The organism is Streptomyces sp. NPDC059398 (assembly GCF_042751845.1).
Lineage (GTDB): Bacteria > Actinomycetota > Actinomycetes > Streptomycetales > Streptomycetaceae > Streptomyces.
The window spans coordinates 1-21,740 of the sequence record NZ_JBHYWP010000102.1 but is presented as its reverse complement, the minus strand read 5'-3'; the positions used below and the strand labels follow the sequence as shown (position 1 = coordinate 21,740).

Genomic DNA, 21,740 nt, shown 5'->3' with positions numbered 1-21,740 from the left:
CTGGGGTATCCGGGCCACACCGAGTTATCGGCCCCCAGCTATTTCGCCCCCCCGGGCGGCCCGTTCGGGGGCGTGGGCGCGCCCCACACGCGCGCGCAACCCCTCGTCCGCCCCCTCGACCTGGACCTCATCGACGAGGTGCGCCAGCAGTGGGCGTTCTACCGGGACCGCAGGCCCGACGCGTACGAGGGGCTGGTGCAGCCGTGAGCGACCTGTACCAGCGGCATCAGGCCGTACTCCCCGACTGGCTCGCCACCTACTACCGGCAGCCTATCGAGATCACCCACGGCGAGGGCCGGCACGTCTGGGACGCGGACGGCAACCGCTATCTCGACTTCTTCGGCGGCATCCTCACCACCATGACCGCCCACGCGCTGCCCGAGGTGACCAAGGCGATCAGCGAGCAGGCCGGCCGGATCGTGCACTCGTCGACGCTCTACCTCAACCGGCCGATGGTGGAGCTGGCCGAGCGGATCGCGACACTGTCCGGGATCCCGGACGCCCGGGTCTTCTTCACCACATCGGGCACCGAGGCGAACGACACCGCGCTGCTCCTCGCCACCGCGTACCGCGGGTCCAACCAGATCCTGGCGATGCGCAACAGCTACCACGGCCGCTCCTTCACGACCGTCGGCATCACCGGCAACCGCGGCTGGTCACCGACGGGTCTCTCCCCGCTCCAGACGCTGTACGTGCACGGCGGGGTCCGCAGCCGGGGCCCGTACGCGCACCTCAGCGACGCCGCGTTCACCGAGGCGTGCGTGGCCGACCTGGAGGACCTGCTCGGCCACGCCCATGACCCGGCGGCGCTGATCGCCGAACCCATCCAGGGCGTCGGCGGTTTCACCGCGCCGCCCGACGGACTCTTCGCCGCCTTCCGCGAGGTGCTCGACCGGCACGGGATCCTCTGGATCGCGGACGAGGTCCAGACCGGCTGGGGGCGTACCGGCGAGCACTTCTGGGGCTGGCAGGCGCACGCCGAGAACGGTCCGCCGGACATCCTCACCTTCGCCAAGGGCATCGGCAACGGCATGTCCATCGGCGGTGTCGTCGCCCGCGCCGATGTCATGAACTGTCTGGACGCCAACTCCATCTCGACCTTCGGCGGTTCCCCGGTCACCATGGCCGCGGGCCTCGCCAACCTCACCTACCTCCTGGAACACGACCTCCAGGGCAACGCCCGCCGGATCGGCGGTCTGCTGCTCGAACGGCTGCGGGCCGTCGGTGCGCAGTCCCCGCTCGTACGCGAGGTGCGCGGCCGCGGCCTGATGATCGGCGTCGAGCTGGTGAAGCCCGGCACCGACGAGGCGAATCCGGAGGCCGCGGCAGCCGTTCTGGAGGCGGCCAGGGAAGGCGGCCTGCTGATCGGCAAGGGCGGCGGGCACGACACCAGCGTGCTGCGTATCGCACCTCCGCTCTCGCTCAATGTCGCGGAGGCCGAAGAGGGCGCCGCCATCCTCGAAGAGGCCCTGCGCGCAGGGTAGTCGGCGGCTTCCCGCCGCACACAGCGCTGTACGAGAGAGGAAGCACCGCACCATGAGCACCCGCACCCTGGTCCGCGGCGGTCTCGTCATCACCGCCGCGGAGGAGACCCACGCCGACGTCCTCATCGAGGACGGCCGGATCGCCGCGCTCGCCGCGCACGGCTCCGCCGCCGCCGAGGCATGGACCGCCGACCGTACGATCGACGCCACCGGCAAGTACGTGGTGCCCGGCGGGGTCGACGCCCATACCCATATGGAGATGCCCTTCGGCGGCACCTTCGCGTCCGACACCTTCGAGACCGGGACCAGGGCAGCGGCCTGGGGCGGCACGACGACCATCATCGACTTCGCCATCCAGTCCAAGGGCGGATCACTCGGTGAGGGACTCGACACCTGGCACGCCAAGGCGGACGGGAAGTGCGCGGTCGACTACGCCTTCCACATGATCATGTCCGATGTGAACGAGTCCTCGCTCAAGGAGATGGACCGGCTCGTCGCGGGCGGTGTCAGCTCCTTCAAGCTCTTCACCGCGTACCCGGGGGTGTTCCTCTCCGACGACGGCCAGATCCTCCGGGCCATGCAGCGCGCCGGGTCCAACGGCGCCCTGGTGATGACGCACGCGGAGAACGGCCTGGCGATCGACGTCCTGGTGGAGCAGGCGCTGGCCCGCGGTGAGCGGGACCCGCGCTACCACGGCGAAGTCCGGCACGCACTCCTGGAGGCGGAGGCGACGCACCGGGTGATCAAGCTGAGCCAGGTGGCGGGCGCCCCCCTCTATGTGGTGCATGTGTCGGCACAGCAGGCCGTGGCCGAACTGGCGCGAGCCCGCGACGAGGGCCTTCCTGTCTATGGCGAGACCTGCCCGCAGTACCTCTTCCTGTCGACCGACAACCTGGCGGAGCCCGGCTTCGAGGGCGCCAAGTACGTCTGCTCCACTCCGCTGCGCCCCGTGGAGCACCAGGCGGCGCTCTGGCGCGGGCTGCGCTCGAACGATCTGCAGGTGGTCTCCACGGACCACTGCCCGTTCTGTTTCAAGGGCCAGAAGGACATGGGCAGGGGCGACTTCTCGAAGATCCCCAACGGCATGCCGGGGGTGGAGAACCGGATGGACCTGCTCCACCAGGCCGTGATCGACGGGCACATCAGCCGCCGCCGCTGGATCGAGATCGCCTGCGCGGCGCCGGCCCGGATGTTCGGCCTGTATCCGCAGAAGGGCACGATCACCCCGGGCGCCGACGCGGACATCGTGGTGTACGACCCCGCCGCCGAGCAGGTGATGTCCGCCGCCACGCACCATATGAACGTCGACTACTCGGCGTACGAGGGCAAGCGGGTGACGGGCCGGGTGGAGACGGTGCTCTCCCGCGGTGTTCCGGTGATCGACGGCCGGGACTACGTCGGCCACGCGGGGCACGGGTCCTATGTGCCGCGCGGTCTCGGCGAGTACGCACACTGAGCGCGGGACTCAGCCCTCACTGAGCCAGGCCCGGCCCGCCGCCTTCAACTCGGCCTCCAGCTCGCTGCCCCTGGTCGGGAATGTGCGGGCGACCGGGAATCCGGACTTCTCCAGGAGATAGGCGAGGGCCGCGTAGGCCCGCGGGTAGCCGCGGACCGCGCTCTCGTCGATGTCCTGGAGCTTCGCGAGGAAGTCGAAGGAGCACATGTCGTACACGCTCGCCCTGTGCACGATGCGCCAGTCGCCGTCGCGCCGCTCGACCCGGTCCCAGAAGCGGTTGTGGGCGGTGCAGCCCAGATCGAGTGCGACGTTCTCGGCGATGAGCATCGCGTTGGTCTCGACCAGGGCCCGGTCGCCGTTGAAGGTGATTGACGGGCGCGTGATCAGGTGCTTGCTCCGGAGACTGGAACTGCCCATCCGGGCGGAGGCATCCACGAAGTCGTCGGCCCGTCCCTCGAACCAGGTGATCTCGATGGTGCCGTCGGGGTGGAAGAGCTCACGCAACTGCTCCCACTCGCCCAGATCGCGGTGCATCCACCCGGTCATCAGATCGGCGATGGCCGAACGGTCCTCGACACGCGTGCCCACGGTCATGTCCTTCTCCTTCTACGGTGTGCACGAGGGGGAGACCCGCGCAGAGGAGACAGTGCTGTCCACCGATGTGACGCTACACCCGCGATCTGACGGTCTTTCCACCCGAACCTTTGGGAGGACACCCGTGACGGCCGTCCTCCCAAGGGGCCGGGGTGGCCACAGGGCCGTACCGCTTCCGCCTGACCCCGCGGCGCCTGGCGGCCGCACCTCCGGACACCGCCGCACCGGACCCGCGCCGCCGGGATCCCGGGTCGCCGAGACCCCGCGTTCCGAGCCCCCCCCCGGAATCCGCACCCATGAGGAGCAACGCCTTGGACTTCGGACTCGTCCTGCAGACCGATCCGCCCGCCTCCGCCGTCGTCGGACTGATGCGGCGCGCGGAGCGCAACGGCTTCCGCTACGGCTGGACCTTCGACTCGGCTGTCCTCTGGCAGGAGCCGTTCGTCATCTACAGCCGCATCCTGGAGCACACCACGAGCCTGACCGTGGGGCCCATGGTCACCAACCCGTCCACCCGGACCTGGGAGGTCACCGCCTCCACCTTCGCCACGCTCAACGAGATGTACGGCAACCGCACGGTCTGCGGCATCGGGCGCGGTGACTCGGCGATGCGGGTCGCGGGGCGCAAGCCCAACACGCTGGCCACGCTGGGCGAAGCGATCGGGGTGATCCGCGATCTGGCCGAGGGACGCGAGGCCGACGTGGACGGCCGGCCGCTGCGGCTGCCCTGGGTCGTGGACGGGAAGCTCCCGGTCTGGATGGGCGCGTACGGTCCCAAGGCGCTCGCGCTGGCCGGGCAGCGGGCCGACGGGTTCATCCTCCAGCTCGCCGATCCCTTCCTCACCGCGTCGATGGTCGAGGCGGTCCGGACGGCCGCGTCCGACGCGGGCCGGGACCCGGACGCCGTGAAGATCTGCGTGGCGGCGCCCGCGTACGTCGGCGACGACCTGGCCCACGCCCGCGAGCAGTGCCGCTGGTTTGGCGGCATGGTGGGCAACCACGTCGCCGATCTGGTGGCCCGCTACGGGACGCACTCCGCGCAGGTGCCCGACGAGCTCACCGCGTACATCGAGGGGCGTGAGGGGTACGACTACAGCCACCACGGCCGCAGCGGCAACCCGGACGCCGCGTTCGTCCCCGACGGGATCGTGGACCGCTTCTGTCTGCTCGGCCCCGCTGAGGCGCACATCGAGAAGCTGCGGGCACTGCGGGACCTGGGCGTGGATCAGTTCGCGGTGTACGCGATGCACGATGCCCGCGAGAGCGTCATCGACGCGTACGGCGAAGAGATCATCCCGGCCCTCGCCTGACCCGGCGGCGGAAACGGAGGTGGTGCGGAGGAGCAGAAGGGAGGAGTGGAAGGGGAGCGGACGTGGGCCCGCCGGCCGTCACGGCACCCGCGCCGTCCACTCCGCGGAGGAGAACTTGGCCGCCGCCAACTCCCGTGCCCGGCCCATCTCCTCCTCCGTCACACGGCCGTCGGCGAGGCCGTAGCGGTCGCGGAAGGAAGCGATCATCCGCTGGATGACCTCGTCGCGCGGCAGACCGGTCTGCCGGGCCAGCGGGTCGACGCGCTTCTTGGCGCTGCCGATTCCCTTGCCGGACAGCTTCTCCCGCCCGATGCGCAGCACATCGGTCATCTTGTCGGCGTCGATGTCGTACGCCATCGTCACGTGGTGCAGCACCCCGCCGTTCGCGATGCGCTTCTGGGCCGCGCCGGCGATCTTGCCGGCCTCGGTGGCGATGTCGTTGAGCGGCTGGTACCACGCCTTGATGCCCATGTCGGCCAGCGCGCCGAGCACCCAGTCGTCCAGATACGCGTAACTGTCGGCGTACGAGAGGCCGGAGACCAGCGACTCCGGGACCGAGAGCGAGTACGTGATGGTGCTCCGGGGCTCGACGAACATGGCCCCGCCGCCCGAGATCCGGCGGACGACCGTCACACCGTGGCGCTCGGCGCCCTCCGGGTCGACCTCGTTGCGCAGGGACTGGAAGCTGCCGATGATCACCGCGGGGGCGGCCCACTCCCAGACCCTCAGTGTGGGCGGGCGCCGGCCCGCCGCGACCTCGGCGGTGAGGACCTCGTCGAGCGCCATGTGCAGGGCGGGGGACTGCGGGCGGTCGTGGATCAGCTGCCAGCGGTGGGCACTCCACTCGGTGGCCCGGGTCAGGGCCCTGCGCACGGCCACGGCGACGCCCTCGGGGGAGAGGCCGAGCAGCACGGCCGCCGGGGGCAGCGCGGCGCTGATGCGGGCGGCGAGCCCGGCGGCGTCGGTGTGGGCCGGTGCGCCTTCCAGCGCGGCGTCGATGTCCAGGATCGCCTCGTCGGGTTCCAGGAAGAAGTCCCCGGACACCCGGACGTTGCGCAGTGCGCCGCCCTCGACGTCCAGGTCGACGACGACGAGCTTGCCGCCAGGGATCTTGTACTCACCGTGCACAGCCTTGCCTCCAGATCAGCCGGACCATCCGCGCGGCCACCCGCGTACGGCCCCGGCCTGCGACAACGCCGGATCCGGCGCGGTCATTCCGCGACCGGGCCGGGCCGGGCGGGGTGGGGTGGCTCTGGTCGGCGTCAGTGCGTCTCCCCGTACGAGCCGCCCGGCGCACCGGCGTGCCCGTCGGCGCCGTCCCGTGGACGCGGCTCCCGTGGACGGGACTCGGGCGGCTGCTTTCCGAGCGGTACGGCACTGTCGTGCGGCTCGTGGGGCTCGTGCGGCTTGCGCGGCTCATGCGGCACGTGTGGCGTGTGCGGGTCGTTCGCTTCGTGCGGGACGGCCGGGCAGTGGCGGACCGCCAGCCGGAAGCAGAGGCAGAGCCAGCAGAGGGCGAGCAGCCAGCCGCCGGCCACATCCGTGGACCAGTGGACACCGAGGTACACCCGGCTGAGCCCGACGAGCACCGCCCAGCAGCCGATCCCGGCCGCGATCGTTCTTCTGCCGTGCCGGACACGCAGCAGCACCGCGGCGATCAGCAGCCCCGCGGTCACCGCCGACGTGGTGGTGTGCCCGGAAGGGAACGACCACCCCGATGCCTGTGCGGCCCAGTCGCCGGCCGGCGGACGTTCCCGCGCGACCAGCGACATCACCCCGTACCGCACCAGCTGCGCCACGACCAGGCAGGCCAGGCAGGCGACCGCGGCGGTCACCCGCTGCCGCGGGCCGCGTCCGGCGATCACCCCCGCCAGTACCGTCAGGAGATATGGGACGAGCCCCGAGCCCGTGTCGGTGACGCCGCGCGCCGCGGCGACCGCGACCGGTGGCCGGTGGTGCACCGACCAGGAGAGCAGCCAGCCGTCCGTCAGCAGCGGGGCGCCGTGGTGTCCCACCACCACCAGCGTCAGCAGGACGAACCCCGCGAGTGAGCCCACGGCCCCCGACACGGCCAGGTCGGCGGCGCCCCGCCGGTTCACGACGAGACCAGCAGCGGGCGCAGCCTGGTGTCCGTGAGGCGCCTCGCCAGGGCCTCGGGCCGTCGCCGCAGCGCCGTCGCCAGCACCAGCGCGACCAGTGTGCCCACCAGCGCACCGGCGGCGACATCGTGCGGATAGTGGGCGCCCACCCAGACCCGGGATGCAGCCATCGCGACCGCGCAGACCAGGGCGGCCGCGCCCAGCCGCCGGGAGACGAAGAGCAGCGCCACCGCCGCGGCGAAGGCGAGGGCCGCGTGGTTGCTCGGGAACGCCCAGTCGCCTGGTGCCGGACACGCCTCCAGCGTCGTCACCCGCAGGCTCTGGCACGGCCGGTCCTCCCGTACGACCAGCTTGACGGCGTCGTTGACGCAGTAGGCCAGCACCACGATCACCGGCACGGCCAGCCCCATCAGCCCGGCCGTGGCCCCCTGCCGACGGGCCCGCCACCACCCGGCGGCGATCAGTACGGCGAAGAGCGCGAGCCCGTATCCGGACCAGACGGAGACGGCCGAGTCCAGCCATCCGGGGGCGCGACGGGCCAGATCCACCGTGTCCGTGTAGAGACCGCCGTCGACCGGCGATCCGTCGTAGGCGAGGTTCATTCACTGACTCCGTCGGTACGCGGTTGGTTCCTGCGGGAGCGTCGCAGCTCCAGGGCGAGGGGCAGCAGAGACACGACGACGATCACCGCGATGATCGGAAGCAGATAGTGGTCCACGTTCGGGATGGACGACCCCAGCGCGTACCCGGCCAGTACCAGGCCCTGGCTCCAGACCAGCCCGCCGACCACCTGCCAGAGCGTGAACGTCCTGACCGGTACGGAGAGTGCCCCCGCCATCGGGTTGAGCACCGTGCGCACCACCGGGACGAAGCGGGCGAGCACGATGGCCTTCGCGTGACCGTACTTGCCGAGCAGTTCCTCGGCGCGGGCCGCCCCCTTGTGCAGATGCTCCGAGCGGCTGCGGGCGAGCAGGGCGCCTCCGGCCTTGCGGCCGATCAGATAGCCGCACTGCGCCCCGGCGAGGGCCCCGGCGGCCGACGCGAGCAGCACCAGGGGCAGCGACAGCCTCAGACTGCCGGTCGAACTGCCCGTACAGAGCAGCCCCGCCGTGAACAGCAGGGTGTCGCCGGGCAGGAAGAAGCCGACCAGCAGGCCGGTCTCGGCGAACATCACCACGGCGATCCCGGCCACGCCGAAGGCGGTCAGCACGGACTGCGCGTCGAGGATGTTCACCGCGAGTGTCGAAGCTGTGAGCAAGGTCCCGGCCTTTCCGGTAGGACGAGCGGGTGCCCTGGGCCGGACCGCCGCACCGGAGGGCCGGTGCGGTCCTGGCCAGGGAAGTGGACCACGCCGAAACGACTACAGTTCAGTAGACGGTCTACGTAACCGTAGACGATAGCGGGCCGGGGAGCGTTCCATGCCGTCGGAGGGCGGTGGGGCGCCAACACGGGTTAGGTTCCGTCCATGGAGCGCAATGAACGGCCGGCCGCAGCCGCTTCGCGGTGGCTCGCCCGCACCACGGCGACCCGGTACTTCGCGCTGGCGGCGGTGTTCTTCGTCTGGGCGTTCATCTGGCTGGCCTGGGCGCCGAAGCCGTACGCCTGGATCGCCACCGTGCTGTGGATCGTCATCGCCGCGGTCTTCGCGGCCCAGGGACGCAGGCTGCGTCAGCAGACGCAGGCCGCCGAGCGGGCCGAGAGAGCCCAGGGGCCCGGCCGTGGTGGTGGCGGTGGTGGTGAGGCCGCGCCCGGGGCGGGAGGCGGCGGGCAGGGGCGCCGGTCCGCCGTACGGCAGACCCGGGCCGGACGCAGACCGGCCCAGCCGGTCCACCGCCCGCACCACCGGATCCACCCGCACCAGGGCCGCCGCAGACGCCCCCCGCACCGCCCGGAGCACGGGCCCGGCCACGGTGGCCACCGGCCCTGAGGGGTGGGGCTGCCGGGCCCGGCGGGCGAGATCACCGGGTCCGAAGGGCGAGGCGGGGCCCGCCTCCTCAGGCTTCAGCGCGAGGTTGTCGTGGGTGTTCGCCGCGGAGAGGTCGGCAAGGAGGGGCAGTCCGTTCGCGTCGGACAGGACGTGCATCCTGGAACCCGGCTTGCCCGGTCCACGGGGCTCGGACCTCTGACCTGATCCGCAACGCACCAGAGCGCTTGATCACCGGAGCACCCCCGCGTCGGCGGGGAGAACGCTTCTTCGCGCATCCGTCGGCTCCTCCGGAGCACTCCCGTGATCCACGGTCGCTCCGGGGCCGTGTCTGCCCCCGTCACCGATCCGGTCGTGGTCGGGGTCCCGTCGGTGGGCTTTCTGCCCTGCCTTATGTCAGGCCGAAGACACGCTCGGCGTTGTTGTGGCTGATGTTGGCTCGTTGGGTGTCGGTGAGGGGAGCCGTCCTGAGGAAGGCGACCGATTGCGCGGTGTCTTCGTAGGGGGCGTCGATCGCGAACATGATGTTGGAGTCGCCGACGGCGCGCAGGGCGAGGTCGAGGGCGTCGGGGTCGTCGATTCCGCTGGTGGTGATGGTGAAGTTGCGGCGGAAGTAGTCGCTGGGCGTCAGCTCCAGGTGGGGCATCGTCGTTGCGGCGCCCTGGGTGCGTGCGGCGAAGGCGTGGCGGTTGTCGATGCGCTTGAGGTAGTAGGGGATGCCTTCGCCGAGGTGGCCCAGGATGATGCTCAGGCCGGGGTGGCGGTCGAGGGTGCCGCTGAGGATGAGCCGCATGGCATGCAGCGAGGCTTCGGCCGCGTAGCCCCAGATGGCGCCGGACATGCCGTAACGGGAGTACTGGTCGAGCATGCTCGGTACCCGGGGGTGCAGGTAGACCGGGGCGTGGTGGGCCTCGGCCGCGGCGAGCAGCGGGGCGAACTGCGGCTCGTCCAGGTAGTGGCCGCGGGTGTGCGAGTTGATCATGATGCCGTGCAGGCCGAGCGGGCCCATGGCCCGCTCGATCTCCGCCGCGGCTTCTTCGGGGGCCTGCGGCGCGACGGTGGCCAGCCCGCCGAAACGGCTGGGCCGGTCCCTGACGATCTGGGCGAGTTCGTCGTTGAAGTCGCGGGCCAGGCCGGCCGCGTCGGCCGGTGCGTACGGCTGGACACCGGGCGGGTTCAGGCTCAGCAGCGCCATGTCCTGTCCGGCCGCGTCCATGGCGGCCAGGCGCGTGTCGAGGTCGAGGAGCCGGGAACGGGTGGGTTCAAGGCTTTCGACGGCGCGGGTGAGCTCGACCTCGGTGCGGTCGCCGGGAGCGAAGTCCAGGCCGTGGGCCCGTTCGAGGTACGCGCGGGTGGTGAAGTGCTCTTCTACGGCGATGACGCGGTGGTCAGTCATCTCGGCTCTCTCCCTCTCGTTGCCGGTGCCCCCGGATGGCAGGCGGCGGTGGACCGGCGTTCGGCCCCCGTCCACCGCCGCCTGCCGGCCTTTCAGGCTCGGCGGCCGCCGTCGACCGACAGGGCGGTGCCGGTGACGTAGGTGGCCTCCGGTGAGCACAGCCACACCGCGGCGGCGGCGACTTCCTCGGACTCCGCCAGCCTGCGCAGCGGGGTGACGGCCTCCTGCTGAGCGACCATCTGCGTGCCGACCCGTGCGACGACGTCGTCGAACATGGCCGTCTTCGTCAGTGCGGGGCACAGTGCGTTGACCCGGATGTTGTCCGGGCCGTAGTCGACGGCGGCCACCTTGGACAGGCCGACCACACCGTGCTTGCCGGCCACGTACGCCGGCGCCGCCGGGATGGCGTACAGGCCGCCGTTGGAGGCGACGTTGACGATTGCCCCGCCGCCGCGTTGCTGCAAGGCGGGCAGTTCGTACTTCATGCACAGCCAGGTGCCGATCACGTTGACCCGCAGCACGTGCTCCCACTCCTGGAGCGTCATGTCGGTCAGGACCCGGTTGTGCGAGGGGACTCCGGCGCTGTTGACCGCGAAGTCGAGCCCGCCGAACGCGTCCACGACCCGGGCCACCGCCTGCCGGACGGACGCCTCGTCGCCGATGTCGACGGCGACGGCCTCGGCCCGGCCGCCCTCCTGGGCGATCAGCTCCACGGTCTCGCGGGCACGGTCCTCGTCCAGGTCCAGGACGGCGACCGCGGCACCACGCCGGGCGAAATCGAGCGCGGCGGCGCGCCCGATTCCGCTGCCGGCGCCGGTCACCAGACCGGCTGTGCCCGTGTAGCTGCTCATGCCAGCGGCTCGTGGTTGACCCAGATCGCCTTGTACGGGTGACGGGCCTGCCAGCGCTTGATGAGGTCGAGGGCCCCGGGCATCGTGAAGGTGGCGTTCAGGGCGTCGAGGTCGGCCAGGCGCAGCTGCACGATCGCGGAGGCCACCGCCACCGGAGCATGGTCGTCACCCGGGACGCGGATGTGGTGCCGGGCCGCGACCGATTCGACCAGACCGGAGCCCATCACGAGCTCCTCGAACTCCTTCAGGTACTGGCCCAGCTCACTGGAGGGAATCGGGTTGTCGAACGAAACGATCATCGTGTGGTGAATCATGACACCAGTGAACAGGCACTTTCCGGGAACGTCCAAGACCTGCTCGTTCTCGATTGATGCCTCGGAGGAATGAGTCGAGACAGGCTTGGGGGTATGCCCGATCTGGAAACGCGCGAGCTGGAGTACTTCGTCGCCGTCGCCGAAGAACCGCACTTCGGCCACGCGGCCGCCCGCCTGGCCATCGCGCAGCCGGCCCTGTCCAAAGCGGTGCGGCGCCTGGAGGCCCGCCTCGGCGTGAAACCGCTGGAGCGATCCAGCCGGAGCGTCCGTCTCACCCCCGCCGGTGAAGCCCTCCTGCACCACGGCCGGCACGCGCTCAACGCGGTCGACGCGGCCGCCGAGAAGGCCCGCCGGGCCGAGCACGCTCCACCAGCGGTTGTCCCGGCAGATCCGCCACGCCGTCCGATCGGCCGTGCCGACGCGCCTGGCGCAGCTCCGCACCTTCCTGACTGCTCACCCCGGGCTTGGCGCCCTCGTCGACGTCCGCGCGGCGCATCCATTTCCACCACGTCATTGGATGGACTCCGAAGTCGGAGGCCACCTGCTCGACCGTCACACCCGGGTCGCGGTTCTCGCGATCCGCACGACGTCCTGGCGGAACTCCTCCGGATAAGGCTTGGGCACAACGACATCCTTCCCACCTGCCCCACAGGGCAAGCCAGTTCAGATGTCACCCGTTCGTGCAGCGGACCCGAGTCAGTCGTCACCCTCGCCAAGTGGTTGGGGCATTCATCGCCGACCATCACGCTCGATCACTACGCGCACTTCATGCCGGAGGCGGGGAAGAAGGGGCGCAGGGCGATCGATAGCCTGCTGGGGGAGCGGGCGGAGGAGAGTGCCGATCCACACTCCCCGGATTCTCTCCAGGCCCGGTCCTGAGTGCAGATTCGACCGTCTGACGCGCGTAAACAGTGAGGTGAGAGCCCGTATGTTCACCACCCGCCCCACCCTCCAGGGCACCTTCGGCATGGTGTCATCCACCCACTGGCTCGCCTCCCAGTCCGCGATGGCCGTGCTGGAGGACGGGGGGAACGCCTACGACGCCGCCGTCGCCGCCGCTTTCGTCCTGCACGTAGTCGAGCCGCACCTCAACGGGCCGGCCGGGGAGGTGCCCGCGGTCATCGCCCCGGCCGGCGGCGACGTGCGGGTGCTCTGCGGTCAGGGCCCGGCCCCCGCGGGCGCGACCGTCGCGCACTACCGTTCGCTCGGCCTCGACCTGGTCCCGGGCACCGGGCCGCTGGCCGCCGCGGTGCCCGGCGCCTTCGACGCCTGGATGCTGCTCCTCCGCGACCACGGCACCAAGTCCCTCACCGACGTACTCACCTACGCCATCGGTTACGCCGAGGACGGCCACGCCCCCGTCGAACGCGTCGGCCAGACCGTCGAGACCGTACGGGAACTCTTCGAGACCGAGTGGCCCACGTCCGCCGATGTGTACCTCCCGGACGGCAGGTCACCCGCACCCGGCGAGCTGTTCCGCAACCCCGCGCTCGCCGCGACCTGGCGCAGGCTGATAGCCGAGGCCACCTCCGGGACGCGGGACCGGATCGGCCAGATCGACGCCGCCCGCGCGGTCTGGCGCGAGGGCTTCATCGCCGAGGCGCTGGTGCGCCAGTCGCAGCGCCCCACCATGGACACCAGCGGCGCCCGGCACACCGGCACCCTCACCGCGGCCGACCTGGCCGGCTGGTCGGCGTCGTACGAGGCGCCCGCCACGTACGACTGGAACGGCTGGACCCTCTGCAAGGCCGGGGGCTGGAGCCAGGGCCCGGCCTTCCTCCAGCAGCTCGCCCTCCTCCCCGACCAGCCGGGGGAACTGCCCCCGTACGGCTCCGCCGACTACGTCCATCTGCTCATCGAGGGCTGCAAACTGGCGATGGCCGACCGGGAGGCCTGGTACGGGGACGCCGACGAGGTGCCGCTCGACACGCTCCTCTCCGCTCCGTACAACGCGGAGCGCCGCGCCCTGATCACCGGCGCTGCCTCGCACGAACTGCGCCCCGGCAGCCCCGGAGGGCGCACGCCCCGGCTCAGCGGGCACGCCACCGCAGTGGCGGCGGGCGAGCCCGGGTTCGACGCCCTGGCCATCCCGGCGGCCGGAGCGGGCGAGCCGACCGTCGCCGGGGACGGCGCCACCCGCGGCGACACCTGCCACCTCGACATCGTGGACCGCTGGGGCAACATGATCTCGGCGACCCCGAGCGGCGGCTGGCTCCAGTCCAACCCGGTGGTGCCCGAGTTGGGCTTCCCGCTCGGTACCCGGCTCCAGATGACCTGGCTGGACGAGGGTCTGCCGAACTCGCTCACTCCTGGCCGCCGTCCGCGCACCACCCTCACCCCCTCGCTCGCCCTGCGCGACGGAGTGCCGGTGCTCGCCTTCGGGACGCCGGGCGGCGACCAGCAGGACCAGTGGCAGCTGCACTTCTTCCTGGCGGTCGCGCTGACCGCCCCGGTCCGCGGCGGTCTGGATCTCCAGGGCGCGATCGACGCCCCGAACTGGCACAACAACTCCTTCCCCGGCTCCTTCTTCCCGCGCGCCATGCGGCCCGGCAGCGTCACCGTCGAGTCCCGGATCGGCGAGGAGACCATCGCGGAGCTGCGCCGCCGCGGCCATGACGTCACGGTCGGCGGCGCCTGGTCCGAGGGCAGGCTGTGCGCGGTCGCCCGTGACCCGCTGACCGGGGTGCTGAGCGCGGCGGCGAACCCGCGCGGCATGCAGGGTTACGCGGTCGGACGCTGAACCGGTGCGGTGCCTTCACCGGCGTGTGCTGAGATGGGGGCATGACCGAACAGCTACTGACCAGGGATTTGACCGAGGTCGACACGGTGGTTCGCGAGGCGGCCGCCGCTGAGATCCTGCCGCGCTTCCGGCAGCTCGCCGCGCACGAGATCGCGGAGAAGAGCGGTCCGCACGACCTGGTGACGGTGGCCGACCGCGGCGCCGAGGAACACCTCACGGCCGCCCTCACCGCACTGCTGCCCGGCTCGGTGGTGGTCGGTGAGGAGGCCGTCGCCGCGGACCCGTCCTCGTACGCGGCGATACGCGGCGACGCGCCCGTCTGGATCGTCGACCCGGTCGACGGCACCCGCCAGTTCGTGCGCGGCGAGCCGGGCTTCTGCACCCTGGTGGCGCTCGCCCACCACGGCGAGGTGCTCGCCTCCTGGACGTACGCGGCGGCGCTGGACGAGATGGCCGTCGCCGTACGGGGCGGTGGCGCCCGCCTCAACGGGGAGCCGCTGAAGGCCGGTTCGCCCGCGCCCGGCGCGGAGCTCCGGGTGGCCACATCGCACCCGGACTTCACCACACCCGAGCAGAAGAACGCGCTGCTCGCCCTTCGCACCGAGGGCATCAGGACCAGGCCGTGCGGCTCGGCGGGCCTGGAGTACCTGGCCATCGCCAGGGGCGCGCTCGACGCCGTGGCGTTCAGCTGGGAACTGGCCTGGGACCACGCGGCAGGACTGCTTCTCGTGGAGGAGGCGGGCGGTGCCCATCTGACGCTCATGGGCGAGCCGTTCCGGGTGACGGGCGGCAACGCGCTCCCGTTCACGGCCGCCCGTGACGCCGCGACCGCCCACCGGGTGCGGCAGCTGCTGGCGGCCGGGACCTGAGACCCGGCCGCCGCCCATCCCGGAGGGGGAGAGCTGACGCAATACGTCGGGTTCGCCGTCGCCGCGCCGCCCGGACCGTCGGCGAGCCGCGAGCCGCGAGCCGCGAGCCGCGAGCCGCGCCGCGCCCGGTCCGGCCTCCGTCGCGCCGCCCGGACTGTCAGCCGCCGGTGCCGAGCACCGCGCGTACCTCCGCGACCAGGGCGGACGCCGCCTCCACGGCCGCCGGGTCGAGTGCGCGCAGCGCCGACGCCACCCGCTCGGCGAAGCGGGCCGGCGCCCGCGGCAGCGCGGCGGCCGCCGCCAGCGCGCCCTTCTCGTTGACGCACCACACACGGTGGTGGGCGTGCAGGGACTGGGCCAGGACGCCGAAGGCACGGGAGAGGCAGAGCGAGACATGCAAGGTGTCGCCGCCACCCGCGGACTTACGGGCGGCGGCCACCGAGAACTCCGCCTCCCAGGCCGCCTCCGCCAGGGCCGCACGGAGCGGCTCCGGATAGCGGCGCGTCTCCTCGCGCAGCGCCGTCAACTCCCCCGAGGGATCGGCGAGTACGCGGCAGAGCGCCACCTCGCCGGGGTAGGCGGGGGACCAGAACCCGAGCGGATGTCCCGGCTGCACCCCCACCTCGTAGCGGCCTACGCGGCACTGCGACCAGACCCGCTCCACCCGGTCGAGGTCGCGCAGGATCCAGTCGACCGCCACACCGCCGACGGTGAGCCAGGCACCGCCGTCGACCCAGGGGCCCCAGCCGCCGGGGCCCGCCACGTCGACGGGCCGGTCCGCCAGCTCGGAGGCGAGCGCGGCGAGCGCCGCCGTGTCCGGGGTGCCGCGGTAGTAGAGGCCGAGATCCCAGTCGGAGCCGGGGCGTTCGGTGCCTCGCGCGCGGCTTCCGCCGAGGGCCACCGCGCTGATGCCGCGAACGCCCCGCAGCCGGTCCGCCATGGTCTCGATCACCGGATTCATCGGATTCATCGGCCATGACGCTACCCCCGGCTGCGCTGTCGGTGCGCGGGAATATCCTTGGGCCCTCTGGCCGTCGGCTGACGAAGGAGTCCGAAGGTGCCGTCGATGCTCGATGCTGTCGTCGTGGGGGCGGGGCCCAACGGGCTGACCGCCGCCGTGGAGCTGGCCCGCCGCGGATTCGCGGTCGAGGTCTTCGAGGCCCGGGGCACCGTCGGCGGGGGCGCGCGCACCGAGGAGCTCACCCTCCCCGGCTTCCGCCACGACCCCTGCTCCGCCGTCCACCCGCTGGGTGTCGGCTCACCGGTCTTCAAGACCATGCCCCTCGACCGGTACGGCCTGGAGTGGCTGCACCCCGAACTGCCCATGGCGCACCCCTTCGACGACGGCACCGCCGCCGTGCTGTCCCGCTCGGTCGCCGAGACCGCCGCGTCCTTCGGACCGCGTGACGCGGGCGCGTACCGCAGGCTCGTCGCTCCCTTCCTCGGCCGCTGGCCCACGCTGGCCAGGGACTTCATGTCCCTGCCGCTCACCGCGCTGCCGCGCGATCCGGTGACCCTCGCCCGCTTCGGGCTGACCGGGCTCCCGCCGTCCACCTGGCTGATGAAGCGCTTCCGCGACGACCGCGCGCGTGCGCTGTTCGCCGGTCTGGTGGCCCATGTCATCGCCCCGCTCGACGGCCTGGCCACCGGCGCGGTCGGGCTGATGTTCGCACTCGCCGCGCACGAGGGCGGCTGGCCGCTGCCGCGCGGCGGGTCGCAGTCCATCTCCGACGCGCTGACCGGATATCTGCGCGATCTGGGCGGCGTCGTGCACACCGGCTTCGAGGTGAAGCGGCTCGACGACCTGCCGCCGGCCCGCGCGTACGTCTTCGACACCTCACCGACCGCCGCCGCGCGCATCGCCGGTCTCGGCCGGGCCTACGACGGATACCGGTACGGGGCGAGCGTCTTCAAGATCGATTACGCGCTGGACGGCCCGGTGCCCTGGACGGCGGAGGCCCCCCGCACCGCCGGGACCGTGCAGATCGGCCCCAGCAGCCGGGAGATCGGCACGGCGCTGCGCCAGGCGGCCGGCGGCCACGCCCCCGAGACCCCCTTCCTGATCAGCGCCCAGCCCAGCCTGGTCGACCCGTCCAGGGCGCCCGAGGGCAAACAGGTCTTCTGGGCGTACGGACATGTGCCGCACGGCTGGGAAGGCGACCTCACCGAGGCCGTCGAGCGGCAGATCGAGCGCTTCGCCCCGGGATTCAGCGACCGGGTGCTCGCCCGCGCCACCGCGGGACCCCCCGAGCTCTTCGCGCGCAACGCGAACTATGTGGGCGGCGACATCGCCTGCGGCGCCGCCTCCGGGCTGCAACTGCTCCTGCGGCCCAAGCTCTCCCTCTTCCCGTACACGACCTCGCACCCCGCGGTGTACCTCTGCTCGGCGGCGACCCCGCCAGGCCCCGGCGTCCACGGCATGTCGGGGCACAACGCGGCGAAGGCCGTATGGCGGCGGCTGCGCCGGAGCTGAGCCGGGCGGCGCCGGACCTGAGCCGGGCGGCCGGACGGTTGAGCTCGGCCGTACCCGATGGGCGTGGCCGGGCGGCTGCGCCGGACGGGCCGGACGGGCTGCGCCCCTGAGCGGCGCGGCAGGGCGCCGGACGGCCGAGGCCCGGCCGGGATCCGCCAGCGGCCCGGGGGCAGCCACCCGGCGGAGGCAGATGTCGGATTCTCGCCAGCCGCCGGAGGCCGGGTGGCCGATGCTGGAGCCATGCACACCGACACCGAGCGCTGCGTCAGGGCCGTCCAGTCGAAGGACGCCCGCTTCGACGGCTGGTTCTTCACGGCCGTGCTGACCACCAGGATCTACTGCCGCCCCAGCTGTCCGGTCGTGCCGCCCAAGGTCGAGAACATGACCTTCTACCCGAGCGCCGCCGCCTGCCAGCAGGCCGGCTTCCGCGCCTGCAAACGGTGCCGCCCCGACACCAGCCCCGGCTCCCCGGAGTGGAACGCCCGAGCCGACGCCGTGGCCCGCGCGATGCGCCTCATCCGGGACGGCGTCGTCGACCGGGAAGGCGTGCCCGGTCTCGCCGGCCGGCTCGGATACTCGACCCGGCAGATCGAGCGCCAGCTCCTCGCCGAGCTGGGAGCCGGACCGCTGGCCCTCGCCCGCGCACAGCGCGCCCAGACGGCGCGCATCCTCATCGAGACCACCGGACTGCCCATGGCGGACGTGGCGTTCGCCGCCGAGTTCTCCTCCGTCCGCACCTTCAACGACACGGTCCGCGAGGTCTTCGCGCTCGCCCCCGGCGAACTGCGCACCCGCGCCGCCCGCGGCGCGCAGCCGCACGCCCCGGGCACCATCCCGCTCCGGCTCCCGTTCCGCGCGCCCCTCAACCCCGACAACCTCTTCGGCCATCTCGCGGCGACCGGGGTTCCCGGCGTCGAGGAGTGGCGGGACGGCGCGTACCGCAGGACGCTCTCCCTCCCGTACGGGCACGGCATCGCCGAACTCACCCCGCACCCCGACCACATCGGCTGTCTGCTCTCCCTCACCGATCTGCGCGACCTCACCCATGCCATCAGCCGCTGCCGCTGGCTGCTCGACCTCGACGCCGACCCGGTCGCCGTCGACGGCGAGCTGCGCAACGACCCGCTGCTGGCGCCGCTGGTCGACAAGGCCCCCGGCCGGCGGGTGCCCCGTACCGTCGACGCGGTGGAGTTCGCCGTACGGGCTGTGCTCGGCCAGCAGGTCTCGACGGCGGCGGCCCGCACCCACGCCGCCCGGCTGGTCCGCGCACACGGGGAGCCCGTCGAGGACGCCAGGGGCGGTCTCACCCATCTCTTCCCGTCACCGCAGGCCCTGGCCGCTCTCGACCCGGAGTCCCTCGCGCTTCCCCGCAGCAGGCGCACCACACTGACCACCCTGGTCGGCGCACTCGCGGACGGGTCGCTGACGCTCGGGGTGGACACCGACTGGGACGAGACCCGCGGCCGCCTCCTCGGCCTGCCCGGCTTCGGGCCCTGGACGGTCGAGGTCATCGCGATGCGCGCCCTCGGCGACCCGGACGCCTTCCTCCCCACCGACCTCGGCGTCCGGCGGGCGGCCGGAGGACTGGGACTGCCTTCGACCCCGGCGGCGCTCACCGCGAGGGCCGCGGCCTGGCGGCCCTGGCGGGCGTACGCCGTGCAGTACCTGTGGGCGACCGACTCCCACCCCATCAACCAACTGCCCGTCTGAACCCGGAAGTTCCGGCGAGAGGAGCACCCCATGTCAGCGAACCCGGCCGTGAAACGGCACACCGTGGTCGACAGCCCGTACGGCCCGCTCACGCTCGTGGCGACCGACGGCGTGCTGAGCGGCCTGTACATGACCGAGCAGCGCCACCGGCCGCCCGAAGAGACCTTCGGCGAGCCCGACCCCCGCCCCTTCGGACAGGTGAGGGAGGAACTGGCCGCGTACTTCGACGGCGCGCTGACCGAGTTCACGGTGGAGCTGCACCTGGCGGGCACGCCCTTCCAGCGCGGTGTCTGGGAGCAGCTGCGGCAGATCCCGTACGGCGAGACGCGCTCGTACGGGGACCTCGCCGACCGGCTCGGCAGCCCCGGCGCCTCACGGGCCGTGGGTCTGGCGAACGGCAAGAACCCGGTCGGGATCATCGTCCCGTGCCATCGGGTCATCGGCTCGACCGGCAGCCTCACCGGGTACGGCGGCGGACTCGGCCGCAAGCAGCGGCTGCTGGCCTTCGAGTCCGGCGGCACCGGCAGGAGTACCGGCGGCACCGAGCCGGGCGAGCCGCGCGAGTGCACCCTCTTCTGACCGGTCCCCATGGGCAGCGGGCGGGTGGTGCGGATAGGGTCGGAGCGGCGCGACTGCCTGTTCGAAAGCAAGGGATAAACAAGGTGACGGACGGAGCAGTAACTGAAGCCGCACGGGTGCTCGTGGCGGCCGACAAATTCAAGGGGTCCCTCACGGCCGTGGAGGTCGCCGAGCGGGTGACGGCCGGTCTGCGGCGGATCGTTCCCGGTGTGGAGGTCGAGACGCTGCCCGTCGCCGACGGCGGGGACGGCACCGTCGCTGCCGCGCTCGCGGCCGGGTTCGAACGGCACGAGGTACGGGTCACCGGGCCACTCGGCGGGCCGGTGACCGCGGCGTTCGCGCTGCGCGACGGGGTGGCCGTGGTGGAGATGGCCGAGGCATCCGGCCTCCAGCACCTCCCCGCCGGCGTGTTCGCGCCGCTCACCGCCACGACATACGGCTCGGGGGAGCTGCTGCGCGCGGCGCTCGACGCCGGGGCCGCCTCCCTCGTCTTCGGGGTGGGCGGCAGCGCCACGACCGACGGCGGTGCCGGCATGCTGGCCGCGCTCGGAGCCCGCTTCCTGGACGCCGAGGGACAGCCCGTGGGGCCGGGCGGCGGGGGACTGAGCGAACTGGTCACCGCCGATCTGTCCGGTCTGGACCCCCGTCTCGCGGGTACGGAGATCGTGCTCGCCAGTGACGTGGACAATCCGCTGACCGGGCCCAAGGGCGCACCCGCGGTGTACGGGCCGCAGAAGGGCGCGTCCCCCGAGCAGGTCGCGACGCTGGACTCGGCGCTGGCGCACTTCGCCTCCGTACTGGAGAAGTCCATCGGTCCCGAGGCCGCGGAGGCCGCTCTGGCGCCCGGGGCCGGCGCGGCCGGCGGAATCGGCTTCGGGGCGCTGGTCGGCCTGGGGGCGAGCTTCCGCGCGGGTATCGACGTGATGCTCGACGTACTGGGTTTCGCTCCCGCGCTGGCCAGGGCGACGCTGGTCGTCACCGGCGAGGGCTCGCTCGACGAGCAGACCCTGCACGGCAAGGCACCGGCCGGTGTCGCCGCGGCGGCGAGGGCGGCGGGCAAGGAGGTCGTCGCGGTCTGCGGGCGCCTCACACTCCCGGCCGAGGTCCTCGGCAGGGCGGGCATCCGCCGTGCGTACGCCCTCACGGAGCTGGAGCCGGACGTGGAGCGCTGTATCGCCGAGGCGGGCCCGCTCCTTGAGCAGGCCGCCGAGAACATCGCCCGGGACTTCCTGGTGCACGGGTGACAGCAGATCCTTCCGGGGCGTGAAACCGGGCCGGGCGGGGCGCCATCCGTCCCGGCCCGTTCTGCCTGCCGCATACGGTGGCGCCCGCCGCTGTATGCGGCCATACGCCGCCGTCGAAGTATTTGAGATGGTCAACTTTTCTGGCGTAGCATCCGCCCATGCCAGAAACTCCCGGGCCCGGACCCGGCGTATCCCCAGGGCCCGGCACCGGCCGGCTCATGGAGCTGCTCTCGGTCTCGCTCGGTGCCTACTACGGCGACTTCACGGCCGCGGCCGCCGCCGAGGGGCTCACCGCCAGCCAGGGCAGGACGCTCGGCGTGCTGCGCCGGGGCCCGTCCGCGATGCGCGGCCTGGCGACCACGCTGGCCTGCGACGCCTCCAATATGACCGGGATCATCGACCGGCTGGAGAAGCGCGCACTCGTACGCCGGGAGCCGAGCCCGACCGACCGTCGGGTCAAGAACGTCCTGCTGACCCCGGAGGGCGAGCGCACCGTCGACGCGATCCGGGCCGGGATGCACACGACGCTCGCCGCTCTCGAAGCGCTGCCCGAGGCCGACCGGGCCACCCTCACCGACCTGCTGGAGCGGGTCTTCACGGCCCCGGCGGGGGCCGGACCCACCTGACCGACGGCCCTGACGTCGGGGGCCGGGACAGGAACGCCGCAAGGGCCGCGGGCGGGTTGGGACCCGGGCCC

General features: G+C 72.5%; 20 protein-coding genes and 3 pseudogenes. 13 read left to right on the top strand and 10 right to left on the bottom strand.

The window, feature by feature from the left end:
• Positions 1-105: 105 nt before the first annotated feature.
• The 3 genes and pseudogenes from ACFXBC_RS28725 to hydA all read left to right on the top strand — a co-directional run.
• Positions 106-207 (top strand): annotated as a pseudogene (locus ACFXBC_RS28725) (acyltransferase); the annotation flags it as partial.
• Complete coding sequence (locus ACFXBC_RS28720; protein WP_385030665.1) at positions 204-1,484, top strand: aspartate aminotransferase family protein; 1,281 nt, start codon at positions 204-206, stop codon at positions 1,482-1,484. The pseudogene ACFXBC_RS28725 and the gene ACFXBC_RS28720, both read left to right, overlap by 4 nt.
• 52 nt (positions 1,485-1,536) lie before the next feature.
• Positions 1,537-2,940 carry a dihydropyrimidinase gene (hydA, locus tag ACFXBC_RS28715; protein ID WP_385030662.1) on the top strand — a complete coding sequence of 468 codons (1,404 nt, stop codon included), beginning with the start codon at positions 1,537-1,539 and terminating at the stop codon, positions 2,938-2,940.
• 9 nt (positions 2,941-2,949) lie between these two features.
• On the opposite strand, the gene ACFXBC_RS28710 is transcribed toward hydA, so the two are convergent.
• Entirely contained in the window at positions 2,950-3,534 is a 585-nt protein-coding gene (locus tag ACFXBC_RS28710) for a nuclear transport factor 2 family protein (RefSeq protein WP_385030659.1), read from the bottom strand.
• A gap of 311 nt (positions 3,535-3,845) precedes the next feature.
• Here ACFXBC_RS28710 and ACFXBC_RS28705 point away from each other — a divergent pair, with 311 nt between their 5' ends.
• Complete coding sequence (locus ACFXBC_RS28705) at positions 3,846-4,844, top strand: TIGR03842 family LLM class F420-dependent oxidoreductase (protein WP_385030655.1); 999 nt, start codon at positions 3,846-3,848, stop codon at positions 4,842-4,844.
• 78 nt (positions 4,845-4,922) lie between these two features.
• Here ACFXBC_RS28705 and ACFXBC_RS28700 read toward each other — a convergent pair whose 3' ends face one another.
• The 4 genes from ACFXBC_RS28700 to ACFXBC_RS28685 all read right to left on the bottom strand — a co-directional run bounded on the left by ACFXBC_RS28700 (position 4,923) and on the right by ACFXBC_RS28685 (position 8,201).
• The gene (locus ACFXBC_RS28700) at positions 4,923-5,972 is read right to left on the bottom strand and encodes a lipoate--protein ligase family protein (RefSeq protein WP_385030652.1); all 1,050 of its coding nucleotides are present in this window, start codon (positions 5,970-5,972) and stop codon (positions 4,923-4,925) included.
• Between the two features lie 134 nt (positions 5,973-6,106).
• Positions 6,107-6,943, bottom strand: a complete 837-nt coding sequence (locus ACFXBC_RS28695) for a phosphatase PAP2 family protein (protein ID WP_385030649.1) — start codon at positions 6,941-6,943, stop codon at positions 6,107-6,109.
• Positions 6,940-7,545: a phosphatase PAP2 family protein gene (locus tag ACFXBC_RS28690; RefSeq protein WP_385030646.1), complete on the bottom strand. Its 606-nt coding sequence runs from the start codon at positions 7,543-7,545 to the stop codon at positions 6,940-6,942. The genes ACFXBC_RS28695 and ACFXBC_RS28690 overlap by 4 nt, the downstream gene beginning before the upstream one ends.
• Entirely contained in the window at positions 7,542-8,201 is a 660-nt protein-coding gene (locus ACFXBC_RS28685; protein ID WP_385030641.1) for a DedA family protein, read from the bottom strand. Before ACFXBC_RS28685 ends, ACFXBC_RS28690 begins: the two co-directional genes overlap by 4 nt.
• 207 nt (positions 8,202-8,408) lie before the next feature.
• Here ACFXBC_RS28685 and ACFXBC_RS28680 point away from each other — a divergent pair, with 207 nt between their 5' ends.
• On the top strand, positions 8,409-8,870 hold the full coding sequence (locus ACFXBC_RS28680) for a hypothetical protein (protein ID WP_385030689.1): 462 nt from the start codon (positions 8,409-8,411) through the stop codon (positions 8,868-8,870).
• Between the two features lie 36 nt (positions 8,871-8,906).
• Here ACFXBC_RS28680 and ACFXBC_RS28675 read toward each other — a convergent pair.
• From ACFXBC_RS28675 to ACFXBC_RS28660, 4 genes and pseudogenes are all read right to left on the bottom strand, one after another.
• Positions 8,907-9,064, bottom strand: a pseudogene (locus ACFXBC_RS28675) (IS5/IS1182 family transposase); the annotation flags it as partial.
• Between the two features lie 194 nt (positions 9,065-9,258).
• Positions 9,259-10,263: an amidohydrolase family protein gene (locus tag ACFXBC_RS28670; protein ID WP_385030638.1), complete on the bottom strand. Its 1,005-nt coding sequence runs from the start codon at positions 10,261-10,263 to the stop codon at positions 9,259-9,261.
• 92 nt (positions 10,264-10,355) lie between these two features.
• Positions 10,356-11,114 carry an SDR family NAD(P)-dependent oxidoreductase gene (locus tag ACFXBC_RS28665; RefSeq protein ID WP_385030635.1) on the bottom strand — a complete coding sequence of 253 codons (759 nt, stop codon included), beginning with the start codon at positions 11,112-11,114 and terminating at the stop codon, positions 10,356-10,358.
• Complete coding sequence (locus ACFXBC_RS28660) at positions 11,111-11,428, bottom strand: hypothetical protein (RefSeq protein ID WP_385030632.1); 318 nt, start codon at positions 11,426-11,428, stop codon at positions 11,111-11,113. The genes ACFXBC_RS28665 and ACFXBC_RS28660 overlap by 4 nt, the downstream gene beginning before the upstream one ends.
• A gap of 93 nt (positions 11,429-11,521) precedes the next feature.
• Here ACFXBC_RS28660 and ACFXBC_RS28655 point away from each other — a divergent pair.
• The 3 genes and pseudogenes from ACFXBC_RS28655 to ACFXBC_RS28645 form a co-directional block, all read left to right on the top strand.
• Positions 11,522-11,785, top strand: a pseudogene (locus tag ACFXBC_RS28655) (LysR family transcriptional regulator); the annotation flags it as partial.
• 571 nt (positions 11,786-12,356) lie between these two features.
• Entirely contained in the window at positions 12,357-14,168 is a 1,812-nt protein-coding gene (locus tag ACFXBC_RS28650; RefSeq protein WP_385030629.1) for a gamma-glutamyltransferase family protein, read from the top strand.
• A gap of 41 nt (positions 14,169-14,209) precedes the next feature.
• Complete coding sequence (locus tag ACFXBC_RS28645; RefSeq protein ID WP_385030627.1) at positions 14,210-15,037, top strand: inositol monophosphatase family protein; 828 nt, start codon at positions 14,210-14,212, stop codon at positions 15,035-15,037.
• Between the two features lie 157 nt (positions 15,038-15,194).
• Here ACFXBC_RS28645 and ACFXBC_RS28640 read toward each other — a convergent pair whose 3' ends face one another.
• On the bottom strand, positions 15,195-15,998 hold the full coding sequence (locus ACFXBC_RS28640) for a nucleotidyltransferase domain-containing protein (RefSeq protein ID WP_385030686.1): 804 nt from the start codon (positions 15,996-15,998) through the stop codon (positions 15,195-15,197).
• A gap of 96 nt (positions 15,999-16,094) precedes the next feature.
• On the opposite strand from ACFXBC_RS28640, the gene ACFXBC_RS28635 reads away from it, so the two are divergent.
• The 5 genes from ACFXBC_RS28635 to ACFXBC_RS28615 all read left to right on the top strand — a co-directional run bounded on the left by ACFXBC_RS28635 (position 16,095) and on the right by ACFXBC_RS28615 (position 21,669).
• Entirely contained in the window at positions 16,095-17,510 is a 1,416-nt protein-coding gene (locus tag ACFXBC_RS28635; protein WP_385030624.1) for a phytoene desaturase family protein, read from the top strand.
• Between the two features lie 240 nt (positions 17,511-17,750).
• On the top strand, positions 17,751-19,220 hold the full coding sequence (locus ACFXBC_RS28630; RefSeq protein ID WP_385030621.1) for an AlkA N-terminal domain-containing protein: 1,470 nt from the start codon (positions 17,751-17,753) through the stop codon (positions 19,218-19,220).
• 30 nt (positions 19,221-19,250) lie between these two features.
• Entirely contained in the window at positions 19,251-19,799 is a 549-nt protein-coding gene (locus ACFXBC_RS28625; protein WP_385030618.1) for a methylated-DNA--[protein]-cysteine S-methyltransferase, read from the top strand.
• An 83-nt stretch (positions 19,800-19,882) separates the two neighbouring features.
• Entirely contained in the window at positions 19,883-21,043 is a 1,161-nt protein-coding gene (locus ACFXBC_RS28620) for a glycerate kinase (RefSeq protein WP_385030615.1), read from the top strand.
• Positions 21,044-21,261: 218 nt separating this feature from the next.
• On the top strand, positions 21,262-21,669 hold the full coding sequence (locus ACFXBC_RS28615) for a MarR family winged helix-turn-helix transcriptional regulator (protein ID WP_385030683.1): 408 nt from the start codon (positions 21,262-21,264) through the stop codon (positions 21,667-21,669).
• Positions 21,670-21,740: the final 71 nt, after the last annotated feature.

What these genes read in the sequence shown, in the direction of transcription:
- ACFXBC_RS28650 (WP_385030629.1), top strand. Translation starts at nt 12,357, where the DNA reads ATGTTCACCACCCGCCCCACCCTCCAGGGCACCTTCGGCATGGTGTCA.
- hydA (WP_385030662.1), top strand. Translation starts at nt 1,537, where the DNA reads ATGAGCACCCGCACCCTGGTCCGCGGCGGTCTCGTCATCACCGCCGCG.
- ACFXBC_RS28670 (WP_385030638.1), bottom strand. Translation starts at nt 10,263, where the DNA reads ATGACTGACCACCGCGTCATCGCCGTAGAAGAGCACTTCACCACCCGC.
- ACFXBC_RS28645 (WP_385030627.1), top strand. Translation starts at nt 14,210, where the DNA reads ATGACCGAACAGCTACTGACCAGGGATTTGACCGAGGTCGACACGGTG.
- ACFXBC_RS28630 (WP_385030621.1), top strand. Translation starts at nt 17,751, where the DNA reads ATGCACACCGACACCGAGCGCTGCGTCAGGGCCGTCCAGTCGAAGGAC.
- ACFXBC_RS28625 (WP_385030618.1), top strand. Translation starts at nt 19,251, where the DNA reads ATGTCAGCGAACCCGGCCGTGAAACGGCACACCGTGGTCGACAGCCCG.
- ACFXBC_RS28660 (WP_385030632.1), bottom strand. Translation starts at nt 11,428, where the DNA reads ATGATTCACCACACGATGATCGTTTCGTTCGACAACCCGATTCCCTCC.
- ACFXBC_RS28615 (WP_385030683.1), top strand. Translation starts at nt 21,262, where the DNA reads ATGGAGCTGCTCTCGGTCTCGCTCGGTGCCTACTACGGCGACTTCACG.
- ACFXBC_RS28710 (WP_385030659.1), bottom strand. Translation starts at nt 3,534, where the DNA reads ATGACCGTGGGCACGCGTGTCGAGGACCGTTCGGCCATCGCCGATCTG.
- ACFXBC_RS28680 (WP_385030689.1), top strand. Translation starts at nt 8,409, where the DNA reads ATGGAGCGCAATGAACGGCCGGCCGCAGCCGCTTCGCGGTGGCTCGCC.
- ACFXBC_RS28640 (WP_385030686.1), bottom strand. Translation starts at nt 15,998, where the DNA reads ATGAATCCGGTGATCGAGACCATGGCGGACCGGCTGCGGGGCGTTCGC.
- ACFXBC_RS28665 (WP_385030635.1), bottom strand. Translation starts at nt 11,114, where the DNA reads ATGAGCAGCTACACGGGCACAGCCGGTCTGGTGACCGGCGCCGGCAGC.
- ACFXBC_RS28690 (WP_385030646.1), bottom strand. Translation starts at nt 7,545, where the DNA reads ATGAACCTCGCCTACGACGGATCGCCGGTCGACGGCGGTCTCTACACG.